Raw genomic sequence first — 19,122 nt, forward strand, 5'->3', positions numbered from 1 at the left:
GCCGAAGACTCCGAGCAGGGGCGGCGGTCGGGCTTCGGCGACGATGTCGGCGAAGCCCGACCGGACGATGCAGTGCACCACTGTGGCGTTCTGGGCCTCGGCGACGGTCCGCGCTGCGGCGCACGCCTTGGACTGCCCCCTGTCGGCCTCTGCCGCGGCGGCCAGGGCTGCCGCGTCCGCTGCGGTGGCGGCGCGGTGCCGCGTGCCGACGGCCGCCCCATAGGCCAGGACGAGCATCGCCAGGCACAACGGCAGGAGCGCCCAGACTGCTGCCCACACAGTGGCCGAGCCGGTGTCCGATCGTTTCGGCGACGTCGGCGAATCGCCGCGCGTGGCCTCGACGGCTTCGGTCATGGTGCCGCCTCGTCGGCGGCGACCGCGGTGTGACCGACGCGAAGCACCAAACGCGACCAGGGGCCGCCTGTCAGGCGCACTTCGGTGGTGACCTGGAAGCGCACTTTGCCGTCTCGAACGGTGAGCTGCATGTGTGCCTCCTTCGGCGCCAACTGCTCGGCGACGGCTGTGGCCTGGGCGGCTTGCTCGCCGCGGGCTGCCGCGCGGGCTCCTGCCTGGGCGGCGTCGACACAGCGAATCTGGGCTGCCATCGCGGCGACTCCGGTGGCGAGCCCGAGCACGAGAAGCACGAGGGCCGGGAAGGCCACGGCCGCTTCGGCCGTGACGTAGCCTCCGTCCTTCGTCGGGCCGTGCCCGGGCCGCGCGTGCACCCGCTTCGGCGGCCTTCGGGGCCGGTCAGAACGTCGCATTGAGCGCCTTGGTGATGATCGCGCTCAGCCCGTCGAAGACGGCGTCGCTGCTGACCACTTTGTAGAGCACGGCGCCGAAGCCGACGGCGGCCACCGTTCCGACGGCGTACTCCGCCGTGGACATGCCGTCGTCGCGGCGCACGGTGCGGGCGAGACGGCGTGCGAGGGCGGCGGACCGCGTCCTGAGGCGACGCAGTGCGCGCCAGGTCTTCGCGGAGACAGCGGCTCGGGTGGCGACCGGTTCGGCAATGCCGGACACAGCGACGGTTTTCTCGGACACGGGGTTCTCCTCGGGTGTGCGGGTGTGTGGACAGGGGTGTTGCGGGTGCCTGGCGGGCTGCCGTCACGTGCGGCTCACGAGTGGTGCGGCCAGGCCGATGACGACCGGCACGACACCGATCAACAGGAAGGCGGGAAGGAAGCAGGCGCCGAGTGGAAGCGTCGCCCGTACTGCGGTGCGCCGTGCTTTGGTGGTCAATTCGCTTCGCCGGCGGTCCCGGCACTCGTCCGCGACATGGGCGATGCGTTCCGCGAGCGGAGCGCCGCCTTCGCCGGAACGGGAGAGGGCGCGGCCGAGCGAAGCGAGTTCCGGACGAGCGGACAGGGCGGCCCAACAGCGGGCCGGGTCACCGCCCAACTGCACAGCTGCTGCGGCGGCACGCAGCTCGTCGCCCACGGGACCGCCGACGGCCGTCGAGACGGTGACGACCGCGGCCACGGGGGGTGCTCCGGCGAGCAGGCATGCGGACAGCAGGTCGGCTGCCACTGGTAGGTCCGCGCCGATCCGTTGCCGGCGTATCCGTTCGGCGGAGGACGGCAGCCGGGCCAACTGCCGGTCCACCAGTGCCGCGACGCAAGGCGCCGCGACGCATCCGGCGACTCCGCCGAGGAACAACCCGGTCGCCAGGCCCGCGGAGAGTGCGGCGAGTCGGCGGCGTGTCCGCACCGCGGGCCTGCCCGGGATGCCGGGCAGACGCCTCGTGCGACCGGGGCGGTGCCGCCGGTCGGATCGGACCGGGAGTTCCGCATGCTCCGGCGGCTCGGGGAGCGCATCGCATGCGTTGGCCTCGGCCCCCAGTGCGTCGTGGGCCAGTGCGCGCCTGGGGCACGCTCCGGACCCGCAAGGGTGGCTCCGGCTCTCCGCGGCACCGGGGACCAGAGCCCAGGCCGCGTATCCGGCCATGAGGACTCCTGCTGCGAGCACGAGCGGAAGAACGGACGCGTTCACGGCGTGCCACCCCCGGCGATGCGGTCGGTCCAGGTGAGGCCGGTCGCGAGCAGTGCCAGGCCGAAGACAAGGCAGGCGATGCCGACCGGCGCGTGCAGGAGCAGGGACAACGGGTCCGCGCCGATGGCGTGGCCGAGCAAGATTCCGAACATCGGGAGCCCGGCCAACAATCGGGCGGTGGCACGGGCTCCGGAGAGCTCGGCCTCGGCTTCGCGCAGGCCTGTCTCCTCGGTGCGCAGCCCGGCGGCAACCCGGCCGAGGGCGGGGGCGAAACCCGCACCGCAGTCCGCGGCGACCCGCCAGCAGGCGGCGATCCGAACGAGCCCGTCCGCCCCCGGGGGCGCGGCAGCCCGGGACAACGCGGCCGGAACATCACCGCCGACCCGTGCGACGGACACCGCCTCACCGAGCCGCGTCCGAATCGGTGCGCCGGCGCATTCGACGGCGACGATGAACGCCTCGAACGGCGGCTGTCCGGCGCGTAGCTCACCGACCATGACAGACGCCAGCTCGGCGACTCCGGCACGCAGGAGGGCCGCTTCGCGCCGAGCCTCCACGTGTGTCTGGCGGTGCATCACGAACACCGCGACCGGCACGGCCAGGAACAGTGGGACGAGCGACCGTGTGGCAACCGCGAGCACGACGCAGCATGCGCCGACCAGCCCGCCGACCCGCGCACGCTTGGTACGGAACCAGGCGGGAAGGCGGTCGGCGGCCGGGGACGGTCGTTGCGCAGGCGGAGCACCGAAGGCCAGGTCACGTACGCGTGCACGGCCGACTCGGGCGCCCGCGACCCAAATCGCCGCGGCGGCGAGAAGAGGAGCGAGCAGCAGGGTCGACATGGCGAACCCCTTCACACCAGGCATGTCGTCCGCCGATCGACACGGCGTCGGCCGCTCTGGACCGAGCGCTTCGCGTCGGTGGTGGCACGGGGCCTTCGGTTGTTGTTCACGGCCGCCACCAGCCCGCCAGGAGCGCCGCGAGACGGGGGTAACCAGGGCCTGTACGCGGGGAGTTCGACCGGTCGAGGAGCAGAGCCGGGGTGGGGGCGACGTAGCCCTGCCCGTCGCGTTCCAGCACGTGGATCTCGGCGACCCGGCGCAGGCCGTCGCGGTCGCGGACGACGTGGACGACCACGTCCAGCGCGGCGGCGAGCTGACTGTGCAAGGCGGCGCGTGTGAGGCCCGCGGGCGCCGCAAGCGCTTCGAGCCGGGCGGGGACATCGGATGCGGAATTGGCATGGATCGTCCCACAACCCCCCTCATGTCCTGTGTTGAGGGAGGCCAGAAGCTCGGTGACTTCGGCACCGCGCACCTCTCCGACGACGATGCGGTCCGGACGCATGCGCAGGGCTTGACGGACGAGGTCCCGAAGTGTCACCGCCCCGGCGCCCTCGATGTTGGGCGGACGGGCCTCCAAACGGACCACATGGGCGTGGCGAGGGGTGAGCTCGGCGGAGTCCTCGATCAGGACGAGGCGTTCGGCGGGGTGTGCCGTGCCGAGCAGGGCTCCCAGGAGGGTCGTCTTGCCGGTGCCGGCTCCGCCGGAGATCAGAAAGGCGACACGAGCGGCCACCATGGCCCGCAGCAGCTCGGCGCAGTCGGGAGGCAGTGCCCCGCAGGACACCAGGTCGTTGAGCGACATCGTGGTACGCCGCGGGACCCGTAACGACAGCGAAGTCCCGCGCACCGCAATAGGTTTGAGGACCGCGTGCAGGCGGATGCCGTCGGGCAGCCGGGCGTCGACGTACGGTGACGCATCGTCGAGCCGGCGGCCTGCGGTCGTCGCGAGGCGCTGGGCGAGCCGACGCACGGCCGCGTCGTCGGGGAAGGTGACCGGGGCACGCTGCGGCCCGGCTCCGCAGTCGATCCACACCTCGTCGGGCGCGTTCACCATGACGTCGGTGACGGCCGGATCGGCGAGCAGGGCGTCCAGCGGCCCGGCCCCGGCGATCTCGGAGCGCAGGACCCGCAGCACGGCGGAGACCGTCGCGTCGCCGAGCACGCGCCCCTGTGTGCGCAGGATTTCGGCGACGGCGGCATGCGTCGGTTCGCGGCCGTCTGCAACGAGCCGCGCTCGAACGTCGTCCAGCAGCCGGGGATCGACGTGGACGCCGGGCGCCGGCCCCGCGCCCTCCGCCGACGGCGGGGCAGGGTTGGACGCCCGGTGCGCGACCGGCGATGCCGTCGTCGGGGGCCGAGCAGCGGACGGCGTGGCGCGCGACGAAGAGACTGTTCGGAAAACGCCGGTATCGGTGGCATGGGCGGTCATGGGTTGGCTCCTTGATGCGGGCTCGGTGCGGCTGGGGTACAGAAGCGCCGGCAGGGGCAGGACAGGGCAAACCGGCGAAGTCTCGGGTCGGGCCGTGGTCGCCGGGCGATCCGAACGGGCAGTATCGGCAGGGCGGTTCACGCGGCATGCCGATCCGGCTCGGCGGCCTCCAGGAAGTCGCGGCAGAACCTGGCCAGCGGACCGCGTGATCGGGCCCCCGGGGGTTCGCCGCGTTCGACGGACTCGACCAGGTGCGGTTCGTTGCGCAGTTCGCCCGCGAGTGGCAGGCCCGCATTGCAGGCCACCTCGTCCGGGCTCAGGCCACACGGGGACGGCGTACGGACGACCGCCCGCAAGTCGCGGACGATCGGGCGGACTTGGGCGACAACCTGGGCCGCGGCGGCAATGGCCCGCAGCTCGGAGGGAATCACGACCAAGCCCGTGCCGCACTGGGCGAGAGCCTCTTCGGCGACTGCGTCGGCATGGCGGGGTATGTCGACCACGACGACGTCGTGGCGACGGCGCACTGCGCCGACAACCGCGCGCATGGTGTCCGGCGGCACCGCCCCGGCAGCTCCGCGATCCCACGAGAGCACAGTCAATCCGTGCAGTCGGGGCAGGGCGGCCGACAAAGCGCCACCGTCGACGCGTCCCCGTGCCCCGGACAGGTCGGGCCACCGCAATCCGGATGCGGCCTCGCCACCCAGCAGGACGTCGATCCCGCCTCCGAGCGGGTCGGCGTCGACCAGTGCCGCAGCTCGGCCGCGCTGCACCGCGCCGACCGCCAGCGCACAGGCAAGCGTGCTCGCTCCGGCTCCTCCCCGCCCTCCCACCACGGCGACGCACAAGGCCGCGGGCGCTGCCGCGTCGGCGGTGTCGGCGATGTCGGCCAGGCGGTCGACGAGCCAAGCCTCCGCGTCCGGCAGGAAGATCACGTGATCGGCCCCGACCGCGACCGCGCGACGCCAGATGTCACCGTCGTCGAGGTCGGTACCGAGCAGCACGACATCGTCGCGGCGTGGAAACGCACAATGGATCGCCGGCTCGGACAGGTCGTCGCCGACGATCACCAGCGGGCTCTCGCTCCAGGCGCTTCGCGCGTCCTGCGGATCGCCGTGGACCTCAGGCTCGATCCCGGTGACGGCGCACAGGCGCAGAAGCTCGTCGAGCAGGCGCGGATGGGCGGTGACGAGGAGCGGTCGCGTCGGTGCGTTCCGACGGACCGGCGACAGCGAAGGCATGACGGACTCCCGGTATGCGTGGGCCCGCCACCGCGTGATTCTCGGCGGCGAAGGGCCGGTGGGCTCGGGAGGCCGGTGGGCATCGGCTGCGTTCACGGAGTCCAGGGCCACGGGTCCGGGTGTCGGTGGAGCTCGTCCGCGGTGTGGCCTCCCGAAGGTCTGCGTCCACGGTGCCTTGCCGCAGCAGCTCGTCCGTCCGGGCCGGGCAAAGCTGGGGAAAACTCGGTCTTGTGGATAACCGAATCACTCATTCGAGGGATGGCTCATGGCCATCCTGTCCCTTATTGGCGCGACAAAGAAGCAACTCGAATAAATACGGCGGAAGTTGCCGAAATGTTGCGGCAAATGAAAAAGTCCACCGAATTCGGAACCACGGCATCGGGCGGCAACCGACAGCAACGGACAGCGCGGCCCGAGTCACCATCGATCGCGGAGTGTCCAAGACGCAGGAAGGTCGGAGGCCCGTTCACCGGGCCTCCGGACGGCCGGCGGTCACGGATGCAAGCCCGCACCCCAGAGCGCGACCAAGCCGCGCCCCGCCCCGTGCTCAGACGGTCCGGACGGGCAACATCTCGCGTGAGACACGCCGAGAGGATCATGGCGAAACCCGCGAAGTGCAGCCTCCGAGGCCACGGCGAACAGGCCGTACAAACGCTGCCGAGACAAGCGACGACCCCCGCCGGGGGGGAGAGCGGGGGTCGTCTCCACGGCCGACTCGGGGGGGAGGAGCCGGACCGGGTTGGCACGGTCGCAGAACGATCCGTGGCTTCCAGGATGTACCCGAGAGGCTTCTCGGGCAAACCCGCACGCCCCAGTTTACGCCGAATGGCTGCCCCTATCCTCGACTACGTGGAAAACCACGTACCGATGCGGACCGCAGCCTTCTTCGATCTCGACAAGACCATCATCGCGAAGTCCAGTGCGCTGGCCTTCAGCAGATCGTTCTACCAGGGCGGTCTCATCAACCGCCGTGCCGTACTCAAGAGCGCGTACGCGCAGTTTGTGTTTCTCGTGGGCGGCGCCGACCACGATCAGATGGAACGGATGCGCGAGTATCTGTCGGCGCTGTGCCGGGGCTGGGATGTCCAGCAGGTCCGCGAGATCGTCGCCGAGACGCTGTACGATCTGATCGATCCGCTGATCTACGACGAAGCCGCGTCGCTGATCGAGGAGCACCACGCCGCCGGGCGCGACGTGGTCATCGTCAGCTCGTCGGGCGCCGAAGTCGTCGAACCCATCGGTGAGATGCTGGGCGCGGACCGCGTCGTGGCGACCCGCATGGTGGTCGAAGAGGGGCGCTACTCCGGCGACATCGAGTTCTACGCCTATGCGGAGAACAAGGCGCAGGCGGTGCGCGAGCTCGCCGAGACCGAGGGGTACGATCTGTCGCGCTCGTACGCCTACAGCGATTCGATCACCGATCTGCCGATGCTCGAAGCCGTCGGCCACCCCTACGTGGTGAACCCCGACCGAGGGCTGCGGCGCGAAGGTGTGGCACGTGGTTGGCCCGTCCTGACGTTCGACCGGCCTGTGCAACTGCGCCAGCGCGTCCCGTCGTTGCCGGTGCCCCGCGCGGTACTGGCGGCGACCGCACTCAGCGCGGGGGTCGCGGCTGCGGGTCTCGTCTGGTACACCGCCAAGCGCCGCCGCTGACCGCGTACCGGCAGCACCGACCAACCGAACCGCTGTTCGCCGATGCCCGATTGATCACCGGACGAGCGAAAAGTAAAGATCTTGGGCGGGGGGTTCCGCTGACTCCGGCAAGTCAGTAGAAAGGGGTCAGCGGCCCGCGAGACCGCGTCCGGGCGGGGTCGTCGACACCTCGCCGGGGCAGACGGTCCACGGACCCAGCACGGGCTTCGGGAACCCACGCGCGACCGACCCTCGTACGGGCCGAGCGCGCCGGACAACCGGGATGCGTCCCGGGCCGGCCGCCATAGCGGTGCACGCACTGGTAACCCGTCGGCTGTGCCAAGCGGCGGCGTCCTCCCCCGTGGGCGCCGCCCGTTCTTGTGTGGCCGACCGGTCTGCATCGGCAATGTGCGCCGGTACGCCGCGGTCTGACGGCGACTCACATGCCGCGCATGACCGCCTCGCACACTGCGACGCTTTCGCGCGCGCCCAGCGTGACCGCCTCCGCGCAGTGCAAGATCCAACCCGCGACACCGTCGGGCGTCCCCGACACATAGCCGCGCAGCGCCTTCTCGTACACGCCGGCTCCGAGATCCATGTGCCCCACTTCCGGCACGACCGCCGACTTGGGGTCGAGGCCGCGCGTGATGAGCACGAGGCGCTGCGCGGCACGCGCCACAAGCCCGTTGCCCCACACGAACGGCTGGAGCGCAAGGATCTCGCCGTGCACGATCGCGGCCACGACGAGTGCGGGGGCATCGCCGGGCACGAGCAGCAGCCGGGCGAGCCCGTCGAGGCGCGCGGTGACCTCGTCGGCGCTCGGCAGCAGCCCGGGGTCGGGGCGTACGGCCGGTTCTTCGCCCGCGAGACGGGGGCGTCCGAGCGCCTCGGAGCCGACGACGTCCGCCGCTGCGACCATGTGCAGCCTGGCGAGCACCTGAATAGGGCTGCGTCGCCATACGTCGGTGAGATCGCCGATCTCCGCGGACAGCCGAAGCGCACCACCGACGATGCCGGCCTCGGGGTCGTCCGTACGCGAGTAGTCCGTGCGCCGGCGCACCTCCTCCAACGACCAGTCGGCGCCTTCGAGGGCCGCGCTGGCCCTGGCCCCACGCAAGGCGGACTCGGCGCTGATCTCGGGGCTCCGGCGGCGCATAGTGCGGTGTCCGAGCAGTCCGTCGACGGCCTTGCGCGCGGATTCGACCGCCTCGGGCACGCCGGGCAGGGCAGCGACGGCAGCGAAGGGGTCCTGTCCCGTGTTTGGGGTGCTCACGTGGCGACCTTACGCGCGAGCGCGCACCCCCGCGCGTACGCCCCCTCACCCCGCCACGCCGCTCACGCTCCGATTTGACGCGGGCACGTATCGCGACGGATGATTTTCCTAGTCGAAAACGATTGTCAGTCTCGAAAAGGCCCCCGGGGCGCCTGGGGCGACCACCGCACGTGCACCGCACCCGAAAGGATCCGCTTCGTGAAGATCGCCTTCGTCGGCAAGGGCGGCAGCGGAAAGACCACCCTCTCGTCGCTTTTCATCCGGCACCTGGGCGCCGCAGGGCTGCCCGTCCTCGCCATCGACGCGGACATCAACCAGCACCTCGGCGTCGCACTCGGGATGAGCGACGAGCAGGCAGCCGCGATCCCCCCGCTCGGCGCGCACCTCGACCTCATCAAGGACCACCTGCGCGGCGACAACCCGCGCATCGGGTCGGCCGACGAGATGGTGAAGACCACGCCCCCCGGGCGCGGTTCGCGCCTGTTGCGGCTCGACGAGGACAACCCGGTCTACGACGCCTGCCGCCGCCCGATCGGAAGCTGCTGCAGCGGCATGCGCATCATGGCGACCGGCCCCTTCCAGGAAGGCGATCTGGGCGTGGCCTGCTACCACTCCAAGGTCGGTGCGGTCGAGCTGCTGCTCAACCACCTCGTCGACGAGGCGGGCGAATATGTGGTCGTGGACATGACAGCGGGTTCGGACGCCTTCGCATCCGGGCTGTTCACGCGCTTCGACATGACGTTCCTGGTCGCCGAGCCGACCCGCAAGGGGGTCAGCGTCTACCGCCAGTACCGGGACTACGCGCGCGACTGGGACATCTCGCTCGCCGTCGTCGGCAACAAGGTGCAGGGCCCGGACGACCTCGCCTTCCTGCGCGAACACGTGGGCACCGACCTGCTGACGTGGAGCGGCCAGTCGGAGTTCGTGCGCGAGGTCGAGAAGGGCCGGGCACCGGAGTTCGACCGGCTCGAACCGGAGAACCGCGCGGCGCTGGAGTGCATGCGCGAGGCCGTCGACGCGACGTACGAGCGCCGCGACTGGCGGCGCTACACCGAGCAGATGGTGGAGTTCCACGTCAAGAACGCGCACAGTTGGGGGAATTCGCGTACCGGCGTGGACCTGACCCAGCAGGTCGACCCCGACTTCGTGCTCGGTCCCGCGGCGCTCGCCGGTCGGGTCTGACGGCGACAACGCGAAGGGCGGACCCGGTCGGGTCCGCCCCTTCGCCCATGCCAGGCCCGGAGACCGGGCGCAGTTTCGATCAGTCGCGGTAGACGGCCGGCACCATGTGCGGCGCGGTGTCGGCCGGGGCCTTCGGTGCACCCGAACCGCCCGTGACCGTCGCCCAGTTCGCGGGAGCCTGGCCGACACCCAGCCCCTGGAGGTTGGCGACGACGCCCGGGTCCTGCGCGTCCAGCCAGTCGACGAACTGCCGGAACGACACGCAGCGCACCTCCTGCTTCACACAGACCTGGCGCATGGTGTTCTCCACGGCGTTCATGTAGACGCCGCCGTTCCACGTCTCGAAGTGGTTGCCGATGAACAACGGCGCGCGGTTGGTGGTGTACGCCCGCTCGAATCCACCGACGTAGAAGTCGGTCGCCTGCTTCTCCAGCGCGGGCCACTGCGCCTGCGGGACGTCGGATTTGCCGCCGGTCTGCTCGTACATGATGTTGAAGTCCATGGAAAGCTGCGTCCCGGAACTCCCCGGCCACGGCAGGGACTGCAGGGGGAGGTCCCAGATGCCGTCGATCTTCCTGGGCCAGACCTGGTTGCCGCCCTTCGAACTGGCGTCGTACCGCCAGCCATACTCCTTGGCAGCCTTGATCAGGTTCTTCTGCCCTTCAAGGCAGGGCGCCCGGCCACCGATCAACTCCTTCTTGTAGTCGAACGGCAGCGACGGGACGTCGGTCCAGCCGGTGTTGGTACGCCAGTTCTGGACGAATGAGTAGGCCTGATCGATCTCCTTCTTCCAGTCCTCGACCGACCAGGTCTCGCCGCTCTTGGGCGAGTTGCAGAAGTGCCCGTTGAAGTGCGTACCAACCTCGTCGCCTTCGAGCCACGCCTCGCGCAACTGACCGAGTGTCAAGCGGATGTTCTTGTCATAGATGAAGGAGATGTCAGTTGCGCCCGGCCCGTGCTTCGGCCCTTGGTACAAAGCCTTCTTCGACTCCGGCAGCACATAGATGCCCGACAGGAACAACGTCATATACGAATTGGTCTCCCTGGCCACCTTACGGAAGCGCGAGACGAGATTGACGCCGTCCATCTCGGCCGCACCGTCCCAGGAGAAAACGACGAACTGCGGTGGCTTCTCCCCGGGTTTGAGCTTTTCCACGGCGGGCTGGTTCGGCTGCGGGCCGGTGTCGCTCGTGGATCCGTCGCCGATCGGGACGGCCGGCCTGTCACTGCTGCCCGGCGGACCGGAGCTCCCCTGACCTGGTCCGGGGCTGGAATTCTGCGCCGCCGGGGTGCCTGTGTCGCCACCGTCGCCTCCGTCGGCGAAGACGACGAAACCGATGGCCGCCAGCACCGCCACGACCACCAAGACAGCGGCACCCCGTACAGAACGCACACTTCACCTCAAATGTTGATGAGACCCCACGGTCTAGGACGGATAAGGCAGCGTTGCCTGTCCACACACACGCAGCACGGCGCCCCACGGTTGCACAGGCCAAGCGATCACCCCCGCCTACCCCCGGGGTGACGACAACCACATATCGGCGATGTGAAGCAAGCCACAACTCGACGGCGAGAACCCGGTTTCGGCCAACACGGTCGGTTTTCGGACCAGCGAACGTTCTTTCACCCGTTCGGGTGACGGCTTTACCGTTTCTGGATGAGAAGCTGAAGGTAACGTAAGAACTACTTAGAGCAATCTTGGCAGTTCAATAACCACCTCCGAGCAGCCCGTCGAGCATTTCGCCGGACCGCTCGGTGGGCAGCAGACGCGGCAGTCCGCCTGTGCCGTTCCGTATGCCGACACCCCGACTGCGACCGTGAACAACCGGCTGCCGCAACGCCGCTCACCACCGACCGCCCACAAGGCGCCGGCTGAATCCGGCCACCCGCCAGACCCCGCCTGACCAACCGCCCAGGGCCCGCACGGGCCCGGACGGCTGACCACCCGGAGGAGACGGGACCATGCCCCGCCCCATGCGCCGCGCCGCACCGCGCGACCCCGATTCGGCCACCGCATCGCAGCCGAAAGACCCGACCGCAGCCACCGCACGCCGTACCGCCCTGCGCCACGACCTCGGCGCGTCCCTCGTCGTCTTCCTCATCGCGATCCCGTTGTCGCTCGGCATCGCTCTCGCGGCTGGTGCCCCGCTGACCTCCGGCATCATCGGAGCCGTCGTCGGCGGCATCGTGATCGGCGTGCTCGGCGGAGCGCCGTTGCAGATCAGCGGGCCCGCGGCCGGGCTCACCGTGGTGGTCGCGGGGCTGATTCCGACATACGGCTGGCGGGTGACCTGCGCGATCACGGTGGCCGCGGGGCTGCTTCAGGTGGCACTCGGCCTCGCGAAGGTCGCCCGAGCCGCACTCGCGCTCTCTCCCGCGATCGTGCACGGCATGCTCGCGGGCATCGGCATCATGATCGCCTTGGCCCAGCTCCACGTGGTGCTCGGCGGATCGCCGCAAAGCTCGGCGCTCGACAATCTGCGCGAGCTCCCCGGTCAGTTCGCGGAGTTGCGCGCCGCGGAACTCGCGATCGGCCTCCTGACCGTCGCCGTCCTCATGACGTGGCCCCTGCTGGCAAAACGATTCCTCGGACTGCGCAACCTTCCCGGGCCACTCGTCGCCGTGGCCCTCGCGACCGTCGTCACGGCGGTGTTGAGCCTCGACGTCGCACGCGTCGACCTGCCCGGGGCCGCGCTCGCGCTGCCGTCGCTTCCCACCGGCTTCGGCTGGGCGGGCCTGGCCACGGCGGTCGTGACCGTCGCGGTCGTCGGTGCGGTCGAATCGCTGCTGTCCGCCGTCGCCACCGACCGCCTGCACCACGGCCGCCGCGCCGACCTCGACCGCGAACTCGCCGCGCAGGGCGTCGGCAACATCGTCTCGGGCATGGTCGGCGGATTCCCGGTGTCGGGCGGTGCGATCCGGTCGACGGCGAACATCCGTGCGGGTGCCACCAGCCGGGCTTCGACGATCATGCACGGTTTCTGGGTCCTGCTCTTCGCCGGTCTGCTCGGCGGGATGGTCGAAAGCATCCCGCTGGCGGCGCTCGCGGGGCTCGTGATGGTCGTGGGCATGCAGATGGTCAACCGCGCGCACATCCGACACGTGCACCGCCACCGGGAGTTCCCGGCGTACGTCGCCACCGTGGTCGGGGTCGTCGCCGCCGGCGTGCTGCAGGGCGTGGCGCTCGGCGTCGTCGCCGCCGTCGTGATAGCGCTGGTCCGGCTGAGTCCGAGCACCGTGCGCACCCACGAACGCGACGGGGCACTGCACGTCGAGGTCCACGGCTCCCTCACCTTCCTGTCCGTGCCCCGGCTCTCCCGCGTGCTCGACAAGCTGCCGCCCGGCGAACACGTCGTGCTGGACCTGACCGTCGACTACCTCGACCAGGCCGCCTTCGAGGCCGTGCACACCTGGCGGAACGGCTACGTCGCACGTGGCGGGCAGGTCGAGATCGAGGAGATCCACGACGACCACTACGGGCGCGCCGCGGAAGGACAGCCCGGGTCCCGCCGGGTCGGTCCGACGCCGTCGGCGCGCTGGTTCGCACCGTGGTGGCACTGGCAGCGGCTGAACATCAGGCGCGGCCGACCGCCGGCGCACCCGCTTGTCGCGGGTGCCCGCGAATTCCAGTTGCGTACGGCACCACTCGTACAGCCCTTCTTCGAACGCCTGGCGCTCGAAGGCCAAAACCCCGCCCAACTGTTCATCACCTGCGCGGACTCGCGGGTCGTACCGAACCTCATCACCGCGAGCGGGCCGGGAGATCTCTTCACCGTCCGCAATGTCGGCAACTTCGTCCCCGTGCACCAGCACCCGCACGGGCCGGGTGACGCCGGCTCCCAGGCCCGGCACGACAGTTGTGAACCGTCAGGATCGGACGACTCGGTCGGCGCCGCGATCGAATATGCCGTGTCCATTCTCGGCGTACGCAGCATCACCGTCTGCGGCCACTCAGGCTGCGGCGCCATGCAGGCTCTGCTCACCAACGCGGCGGACCCGGCGGATGACGACGGCCGCGACCGCCCCGGCGTCACACCGCACCTGAACCGCTGGCTCGCCAACGGCAAGGCCACTCTCGACCGGTTCGCCGAACGCCCCGCGCCGAGACTGTCGGACCGCCCGGTGTCCCGCGTCGAGCAGTTGTGCCTGACGAACGTTCTTCAGCAACTCGACAACCTGCTCGGCCACCCGGTCGTCCACCGCGCTGTCGAAGACGGCCAACTGCGGCTCTTCGGCCTCTACTTCGACCTCGCGACGGCCCAGATGTACGTGCACGACGCCGCGACCGGGCATTTCGAGCCGGTCGACACCCCCGCCGAGCGCGCGGCACGCGGCGCGGACGCCGCCACACCGCCGGAAGCCCCGTTGGAGGTCATGCGGGCGTAGCCGCTCTGGGTCCCCGCCCGAAGAGCACAGAGGTCCGGACCATGCGCGTATGGGTGGTTCTTGTCACGTCGACCCGCTCACTGATTCGCTACAGGCGTTGGAATGTGTCACGCCCAATCTGGTCGACGAAGGAGAGCGCGTGAGCGACGCCGAGAACCACGAGGCCGCCCTGTCCAACCTGCTCAAGGAGGAGCGCCGCTTCGCCCCGCCCGCCGGGTTCGCCGCGTCGGCCAACGTGACGGCGGCGGCGTACGCGAAAGCCGATGCCGACCGCCTCGGGTTCTGGGCCGAGCAGGCCGCGCGCCTCACCTGGGCCACCGCACCGACGCAAACTCTCGACTGGTCGAACGCGCCGTTCGCGAAATGGTTCGCGGACGGCACGCTCAACGTCGCGTACAACTGCGTCGACCGCCACGTCGAAGCCGGTCGCGGCGACCGCGTCGCGATCCACTGGGAGGGCGAACCAGGCGACAGCCGAGCGCTCACGTACGCCGACCTGCACCGCGAAGTCGCCAAAGCGGCCAACGCGCTCACCGAACTCGGCGTGCGCGCCGGCGACCGCGTCGCCATCTACCTCCCGATGATCCCGGAAGCCGTCGTCTCGATGCTCGCGTGCGCCCGCATCGGTGCCCCGCACTCGGTCGTCTTCGGCGGCTTCTCCGCGGAGGCCGTCGCCTCACGCATCAAAGACGCCGACGCCCGCGTCGTCATCACCGCCGACGGCGGCTACCGGCGCGGCAAGCCGTCCGCGCTCAAGCCCGCGATCGACGACGCGCTCGCCGCCTGCCCCGATGTCCGCAGCGTCCTCGTGGTCCGCCGCACCGGCGAGGACGTCGCATGGACCGAGGGCCGCGACGTCTGGTGGCACGACCTGGTCGACGCGCAGTCCGACACGCACACCCCCGAGGCGTTCGAGGCCGAGCACCCGCTGTTCATCCTCTACACGTCCGGCACCACCGGGAAGCCGAAGGGCATCCTGCACACCTCCGGTGGCTTCCTGACGCAGACGGCGTACACCCAGCACGCGGTCTTCGACCTGAAGCCGGAGACCGACGTGTACTGGTGCACCGCCGACATCGGCTGGGTCACCGGCCACGCGTACGCCGTCTACGGGCCGCTCGCCAACGGCAGCACCCAGGTCATGTACGAGGGCACTCCGGACACCCCGCACCGAGGCCGCTGGTGGGAGATCGTCCAGAAGTACGGCGTCACCATCCTCTACACCGCGCCCACGGCGATCCGCACGTGCATGAAGTGGGGCGACGACATCCCCGCCGCGTTCGACCTGTCCACCCTGCGCGTCCTCGGCTCGGTCGGCGAGCCGATCAACCCGGAGGCGTGGATGTGGTACCGCACGAACATCGGCGGCGACCGCTGCCCGGTCGTGGACACGTGGTGGCAGACCGAGACCGGCGCCATCATGATCAGCCCGCTGCCGGGCGTCACCGAGACCAAGCCCGGCTCCGCGATGCGCCCGCTGCCGGGCATCGCCGCCGATGTCGTCGACGAGAACGCCAAACCGGTCCCCGACGGCGCGGGCGGCTACCTCGTGCTCACCCAGCCGTGGCCGTCCATGTTGCGCGGCATCTGGGGCGACGACCAGCGCTACAAGGACACCTACTGGTCCCGCTGGGAAGGCCTCTACTTCGCCGGGGACGGTGCCAAGAAGGACGAGGACGGCGACCTCTGGCTGCTCGGCCGCGTCGACGACGTCATGCTCGTCTCCGGCCACAACATCTCCACCACCGAGGTCGAGTCGGCCCTCGTCTCGCACCCGAAGGTCGCCGAGGCCGCGGTCGTGGGCGCGACGGACGCCACCACCGGCCAGGCCATCGTCGCGTTCGTCATCCTGCGCGGCACGGCCGCCGAGGAACCGGGCATCGTCGACGAACTGCGTGGCCACGTCGGTGCGACGCTCGGTCCGATCGCCAAACCGAAGCGTGTCCTGATCGTCCCCGAACTGCCCAAGACGCGGTCCGGCAAGATCATGCGCCGGCTACTGCGCGACGTCGCCGAAAAGCGCGAACTCGGCGATGTGCAGACGCTGACCGATGCCTCGGTCATGCAGCTCATTCAGGACAAACTGCCCTCGGCGCCTTCCGAGGGCTGACGGAGCGTCCCGTCGCGCAGCGCCGACCGACCGGCCCGGACTCGCCTCAGGCGGGCGCGTCCAGGCCGGTCAGCAGGCGCGCGACGTCCAGACCGGTGTTCATGTAGTCCACGAACACCTCGTTGTTGAGCGCGAACGGCGAACGGCGTTCGCGGATGATCTTGATCGCGGTCGGGGCGTCGTAGCCCAGCCCCACCAGGGTCTGCGCGACCACGAGGCCCGACCGGTTGTAGCCCGCGTGGCAGCGGACCAGCGTTCGCCGGCCGGCGCGCAGCGCACCCAACACCGTCTCCGCCATCACCTCGACGACCGCTAACTGCTCGGTGCTGAGGGGATCGTCCGGAATCTCCGTGCAGTGGTGCTCGACGCCCGGCCCCGGACCGTGCCCTTCGGCCGCGAACAGGCTGACCACGACCGCGAATTGGTCCCGGACCACAGCCGGTTCGAGAGCGCCCGTGGGCGTGCGGTAGAAATGCCCACCCATCCACAGGTTGTGGATGATCTCGTTCCACGGGCTGTCCGGCCCCGGTTGATCACGATCCCGCTGACGGACCCTCACAAACCTCACCCCTCCCGTCGGACCGCTCGTGACGCTACCGCCCGGCGCGATTCCCCAGTACGGAAAAGACGTTCGAAGGTCCGTCGCCCGTTCCGCCGGCACCGCCGACCACCCCGAACCACCCACAGGCACAAGCGACTTGAGCGCCACCGGAGGCCAAAACCCGCGGCGTGACCGGCAGTCCGTCACACCGACCGCCGGAGCTCCCGAGAAATTATCGATATACTGATGCGCGTCGGGGTTGTTCTCGCCTGTCCGTGGTCCTCGGGGCCATGGCGGCACCGGTGTCCGACACCAAGGGTCTCCGTCACCGGGAGGCACGCCGGGAAGCCTGGTCGGCAACGGCGCGCACACTGCGCGTTCGGCAGTTTGTCCGTTTTCGCAGTGCGGTTTCCGCCTGCGAGCCGTCGCGTCCCGGAGGCTTTTCGTGCGATCCGCGCTCCGCCGTACCTTCCTGCGCAGGCCGTCCACCCTCGCCGAGCGCAACTTCATCGCGGACGCGCTACGCACCGAGACCGTCGGCGGCGCACTCCTCCTCATCGCCGCGGTGGTCGCCCTGATCTGGGCGAACTCCGCGTGGAGCAGCGCGTACGAGGATCTGCGGGACTTCACCGTCGGCCCCGAATCGCTGCACCTGCACCTCTCGCTCGGCACGTGGGCGTCCGACGGCCTGCTCGCGATCTTCTTCTTCGTCGCCGGCATCGAACTCAAGCGCGAACTGGCGGTCGGCGAACTACGCACCCCCTCGGCCGCGGCGCTGCCGGTGATCGCCGCGGTCTGCGGCATGGCCGTGCCCGCACTGTTCTACTTCTCGGTCAACGCCGGCGGCGACAAGCTCGACGGCTGGGCGATCCCGACCGCCACCGACATCGCGTTCGCCCTCGCGGTGCTCGCGGTGATCGGCACCAACCTGCCGAGTGGACTGCGCGCGTTCCTGCTGACCCTCGCCGTGGTCGACGACCTGCTGGCGATCCTGGTGATCGCGGTCTTCTACACCGAGCAAGTGAAGTTCGGCGCCCTGGGCCTGGCCTTCGCCGGCCTCGTCGTCTTCGCCCTGCTGCAGCGCTTCCGGGTCCGCGGGTGGTGGTTTTACCTGCCGCTCGCCGTCGTCATCTGGGCCCTCCTGCACGACAGCGGCGTGCACGCCACGGTCGCCGGCGTCGCCATGGGCCTGCTCATGCGCGTACGACCGGACCCCGACGAGACCAAGTCGCCCGCCGAACACGTCGAACACCTCGTCCGACCGATCTCCGCCGGCATCGCGGTGCCGATCTTCGCGCTCCTCGCCGCCGGCGTGGCGGTGTCGGGGAGCGCACTGGGCGAGGTGTTCACCCAACGCATGCCGCTCGGCATCGTCCTCGGACTGGTGCTCGGGAAGGCGATCGGCATCTTCCTGGGCACGTATCTCGCCGCCCGGTTCACCCGAGCCGAACTGAGCGACGACCTCGCCTGGGCGGACATCCTCGGCCTGGCCATGCTCGCCGGCGTCGGCTTCACCGTGTCGCTGCTGATCAGCGAACTCGGCTTCCACGGTTCTCCCGCGCTCGTCGAGCAGGCCAAGGCCGCCGTCCTGGTCGGCTCGGTGATAGCGGCGCTCTCCGCGTCCGTGCTGCTGCGCCTGCGCAACAACAAGTACCGGGCCCTTGTCGAGGAGGAGAACCTCGACGCCGACGGCGACGGCATCCCGGACATCTACCAGGAGGACGCCGAGCGCGCACGGCGGGCGAAGCTGAACGGGATCGGCGACCCGTTCGGCAACTCGTCCCGCGACTGACGGGTCCGCCTGCCCGCGCGGGCGAGGCCGCGGCGGTCGCGGCGGCCACGGTCGTGCGGCGGGCGCCTCCCCTGCCCGCTCGTGCGGGCGGTGCAAGCTTTTCCCATCAGTCCCACCAGTACGCCGCGCCCCGCTGGATCGGGACCGCCGAGGCAGGGCATGATCGGGGCTACAGCCCGTAGCCAGGACGAGGAGAGAGCATGGCAGGCACCGAGAGGCCCCGCGCGCAAGACGTGCCCGTCGACAGCCAGCGGTCTCTGGGAGAGCTTTTCTCCGACGCCACTCGCGACATGTCCACGCTCGTGCGCAACGAGATCGAGCTGGCGAAGAGCGAGCTCAAGATCAACGCGATGCACGCGGTCAAGGGCAGCGGCGCGCTCATCGTCGCCGGTGCGCTCGCGTTCTTCGCCTTCCCCTTCCTGAGCGTGGCGATCGCGTACGGCATCCACGCGCTCGGCCTCGGCCTGGGCTGGTCGTTCCTGATCGTCGGCGGCGCGTATCTACTGCTCGCCGGTCTGCTGGCGCTGATCGGCATCGTCTTCTTCAAGAAGGTCCGGCCGCCGCAGCGCACGATCCGCACCACGCAGGAGACGGTGACGACCCTCAAGAGCGTCGGCTGACCCGGCCGACGCACCACCGTTTCCGGTGCACTTACGACGATCCGGGCGCGGCGCACCCCCGCACGCGCACGCCGAAGTGTGC

Annotated in this window: 16 protein-coding genes; 6 read left to right on the plus strand and 10 right to left on the minus strand. The window is 70.2% G+C overall.

All coding sequences use genetic code 11. From position 1 onward, the window contains the following. The 7 genes from ACRX5W_RS11155 to ssd form a co-directional block, all read right to left on the minus strand. A partial coding sequence (locus tag ACRX5W_RS11155) for an Rv3654c family TadE-like protein (RefSeq protein ID WP_436787866.1) occupies positions 1-354 on the minus strand: 354 nt, incomplete at its 3' end. After that, positions 351-764 (minus strand): TadE family type IV pilus minor pilin, encoded by a 414-nt coding sequence (locus ACRX5W_RS11160; RefSeq protein WP_436787867.1) that lies wholly within the window; start codon positions 762-764, stop codon positions 351-353. The genes ACRX5W_RS11160 and ACRX5W_RS11155, both read right to left, overlap by 4 nt. Beyond that, a complete protein-coding gene (locus ACRX5W_RS11165) occupies positions 751-1,044 on the minus strand; it encodes a DUF4244 domain-containing protein (RefSeq protein ID WP_436787868.1) in 294 nt (97 codons plus the stop codon). Before ACRX5W_RS11165 ends, ACRX5W_RS11160 begins: the two co-directional genes overlap by 14 nt. 63 nt (positions 1,045-1,107) lie before the next feature. After that, positions 1,108-1,992 (minus strand): type II secretion system F family protein, encoded by an 885-nt coding sequence (locus ACRX5W_RS11170; protein WP_436787869.1) that lies wholly within the window; start codon positions 1,990-1,992, stop codon positions 1,108-1,110. Then, complete coding sequence (locus ACRX5W_RS11175; protein ID WP_436787870.1) at positions 1,989-2,834, minus strand: type II secretion system F family protein; 846 nt, start codon at positions 2,832-2,834, stop codon at positions 1,989-1,991. Before ACRX5W_RS11175 ends, ACRX5W_RS11170 begins: the two co-directional genes overlap by 4 nt. Before the next feature lie 106 nt (positions 2,835-2,940). Continuing rightward, the gene (locus ACRX5W_RS11180; protein WP_436787871.1) at positions 2,941-4,263 is read right to left on the minus strand and encodes a TadA family conjugal transfer-associated ATPase; all 1,323 of its coding nucleotides are present in this window, start codon (positions 4,261-4,263) and stop codon (positions 2,941-2,943) included. Between the two features lie 137 nt (positions 4,264-4,400). Then, entirely contained in the window at positions 4,401-5,504 is a 1,104-nt protein-coding gene (ssd, locus tag ACRX5W_RS11185) for a septum site-determining protein Ssd (RefSeq protein WP_436787872.1), read from the minus strand. A gap of 837 nt (positions 5,505-6,341) precedes the next feature. On the opposite strand from ssd, the gene ACRX5W_RS11190 reads away from it, so the two are divergent. Next, positions 6,342-7,157: an HAD family hydrolase gene (locus ACRX5W_RS11190; RefSeq protein WP_436788044.1), complete on the plus strand. Its 816-nt coding sequence runs from the start codon at positions 6,342-6,344 to the stop codon at positions 7,155-7,157. 418 nt (positions 7,158-7,575) lie between these two features. Here ACRX5W_RS11190 and ACRX5W_RS11195 read toward each other — a convergent pair whose 3' ends face one another. Then, complete coding sequence (locus tag ACRX5W_RS11195; RefSeq protein WP_436787873.1) at positions 7,576-8,409, minus strand: oxidoreductase; 834 nt, start codon at positions 8,407-8,409, stop codon at positions 7,576-7,578. A gap of 198 nt (positions 8,410-8,607) precedes the next feature. On the opposite strand from ACRX5W_RS11195, the gene ACRX5W_RS11200 reads away from it, so the two are divergent. Further along, positions 8,608-9,591 carry an ATP-binding protein gene (locus tag ACRX5W_RS11200; protein ID WP_436787874.1) on the plus strand — a complete coding sequence of 328 codons (984 nt, stop codon included), beginning with the start codon at positions 8,608-8,610 and terminating at the stop codon, positions 9,589-9,591. Positions 9,592-9,670: 79 nt separating this feature from the next. On the opposite strand, the gene ACRX5W_RS11205 is transcribed toward ACRX5W_RS11200, so the two are convergent. Continuing rightward, on the minus strand, positions 9,671-10,984 hold the full coding sequence (locus ACRX5W_RS11205; protein ID WP_436787875.1) for a hypothetical protein: 1,314 nt from the start codon (positions 10,982-10,984) through the stop codon (positions 9,671-9,673). 569 nt (positions 10,985-11,553) lie between these two features. Here ACRX5W_RS11205 and ACRX5W_RS11210 point away from each other — a divergent pair. Next, a complete protein-coding gene (locus ACRX5W_RS11210; protein WP_436787876.1) occupies positions 11,554-13,977 on the plus strand; it encodes a SulP family inorganic anion transporter in 2,424 nt (807 codons plus the stop codon). A gap of 139 nt (positions 13,978-14,116) precedes the next feature. After that, positions 14,117-16,087: an acetate--CoA ligase gene (acs, locus tag ACRX5W_RS11215; protein WP_436787877.1), complete on the plus strand. Its 1,971-nt coding sequence runs from the start codon at positions 14,117-14,119 to the stop codon at positions 16,085-16,087. A 46-nt stretch (positions 16,088-16,133) separates the two neighbouring features. On the opposite strand, the gene ACRX5W_RS11220 is transcribed toward acs, so the two are convergent. Further along, positions 16,134-16,646 carry a protein-tyrosine phosphatase family protein gene (locus tag ACRX5W_RS11220; protein WP_436787878.1) on the minus strand — a complete coding sequence of 171 codons (513 nt, stop codon included), beginning with the start codon at positions 16,644-16,646 and terminating at the stop codon, positions 16,134-16,136. Positions 16,647-17,073: 427 nt separating this feature from the next. Between ACRX5W_RS11220 and nhaA the strand changes: the two genes are divergently transcribed. Then, the gene (nhaA, locus tag ACRX5W_RS11225) at positions 17,074-18,420 is read left to right on the plus strand and encodes a Na+/H+ antiporter NhaA (RefSeq protein ID WP_436787879.1); all 1,347 of its coding nucleotides are present in this window, start codon (positions 17,074-17,076) and stop codon (positions 18,418-18,420) included. Between the two features lie 200 nt (positions 18,421-18,620). Continuing rightward, positions 18,621-19,040, plus strand: coding sequence for a phage holin family protein (locus ACRX5W_RS11230; protein WP_436787880.1), 420 nt, complete (start codon positions 18,621-18,623; stop codon positions 19,038-19,040). Positions 19,041-19,122: the final 82 nt, after the last annotated feature.

This window comes from Yinghuangia sp. YIM S10712 (genome assembly GCF_051388935.1).
In the GTDB taxonomy this organism is placed as follows: Bacteria; Actinomycetota; Actinomycetes; order Streptomycetales; family Streptomycetaceae; genus Yinghuangia.

Excerpts from the sequence above, each read along its gene's own strand:
- ACRX5W_RS11160 (WP_436787867.1), bottom strand. The coding sequence starts at position 764 with ATGCGACGTTCTGACCGGCCCCGAAGGCCGCCGAAGCGGGTGCACGCG.
- ACRX5W_RS11175 (WP_436787870.1), bottom strand. The coding sequence starts at position 2,834 with ATGTCGACCCTGCTGCTCGCTCCTCTTCTCGCCGCCGCGGCGATTTGG.
- ACRX5W_RS11180 (WP_436787871.1), bottom strand. The coding sequence starts at position 4,263 with ATGACCGCCCATGCCACCGATACCGGCGTTTTCCGAACAGTCTCTTCG.
- ssd (WP_436787872.1), bottom strand. The coding sequence starts at position 5,504 with ATGCCTTCGCTGTCGCCGGTCCGTCGGAACGCACCGACGCGACCGCTC.
- ACRX5W_RS11210 (WP_436787876.1), top strand. The coding sequence starts at position 11,554 with ATGCCCCGCCCCATGCGCCGCGCCGCACCGCGCGACCCCGATTCGGCC.
- ACRX5W_RS11230 (WP_436787880.1), top strand. The coding sequence starts at position 18,621 with ATGGCAGGCACCGAGAGGCCCCGCGCGCAAGACGTGCCCGTCGACAGC.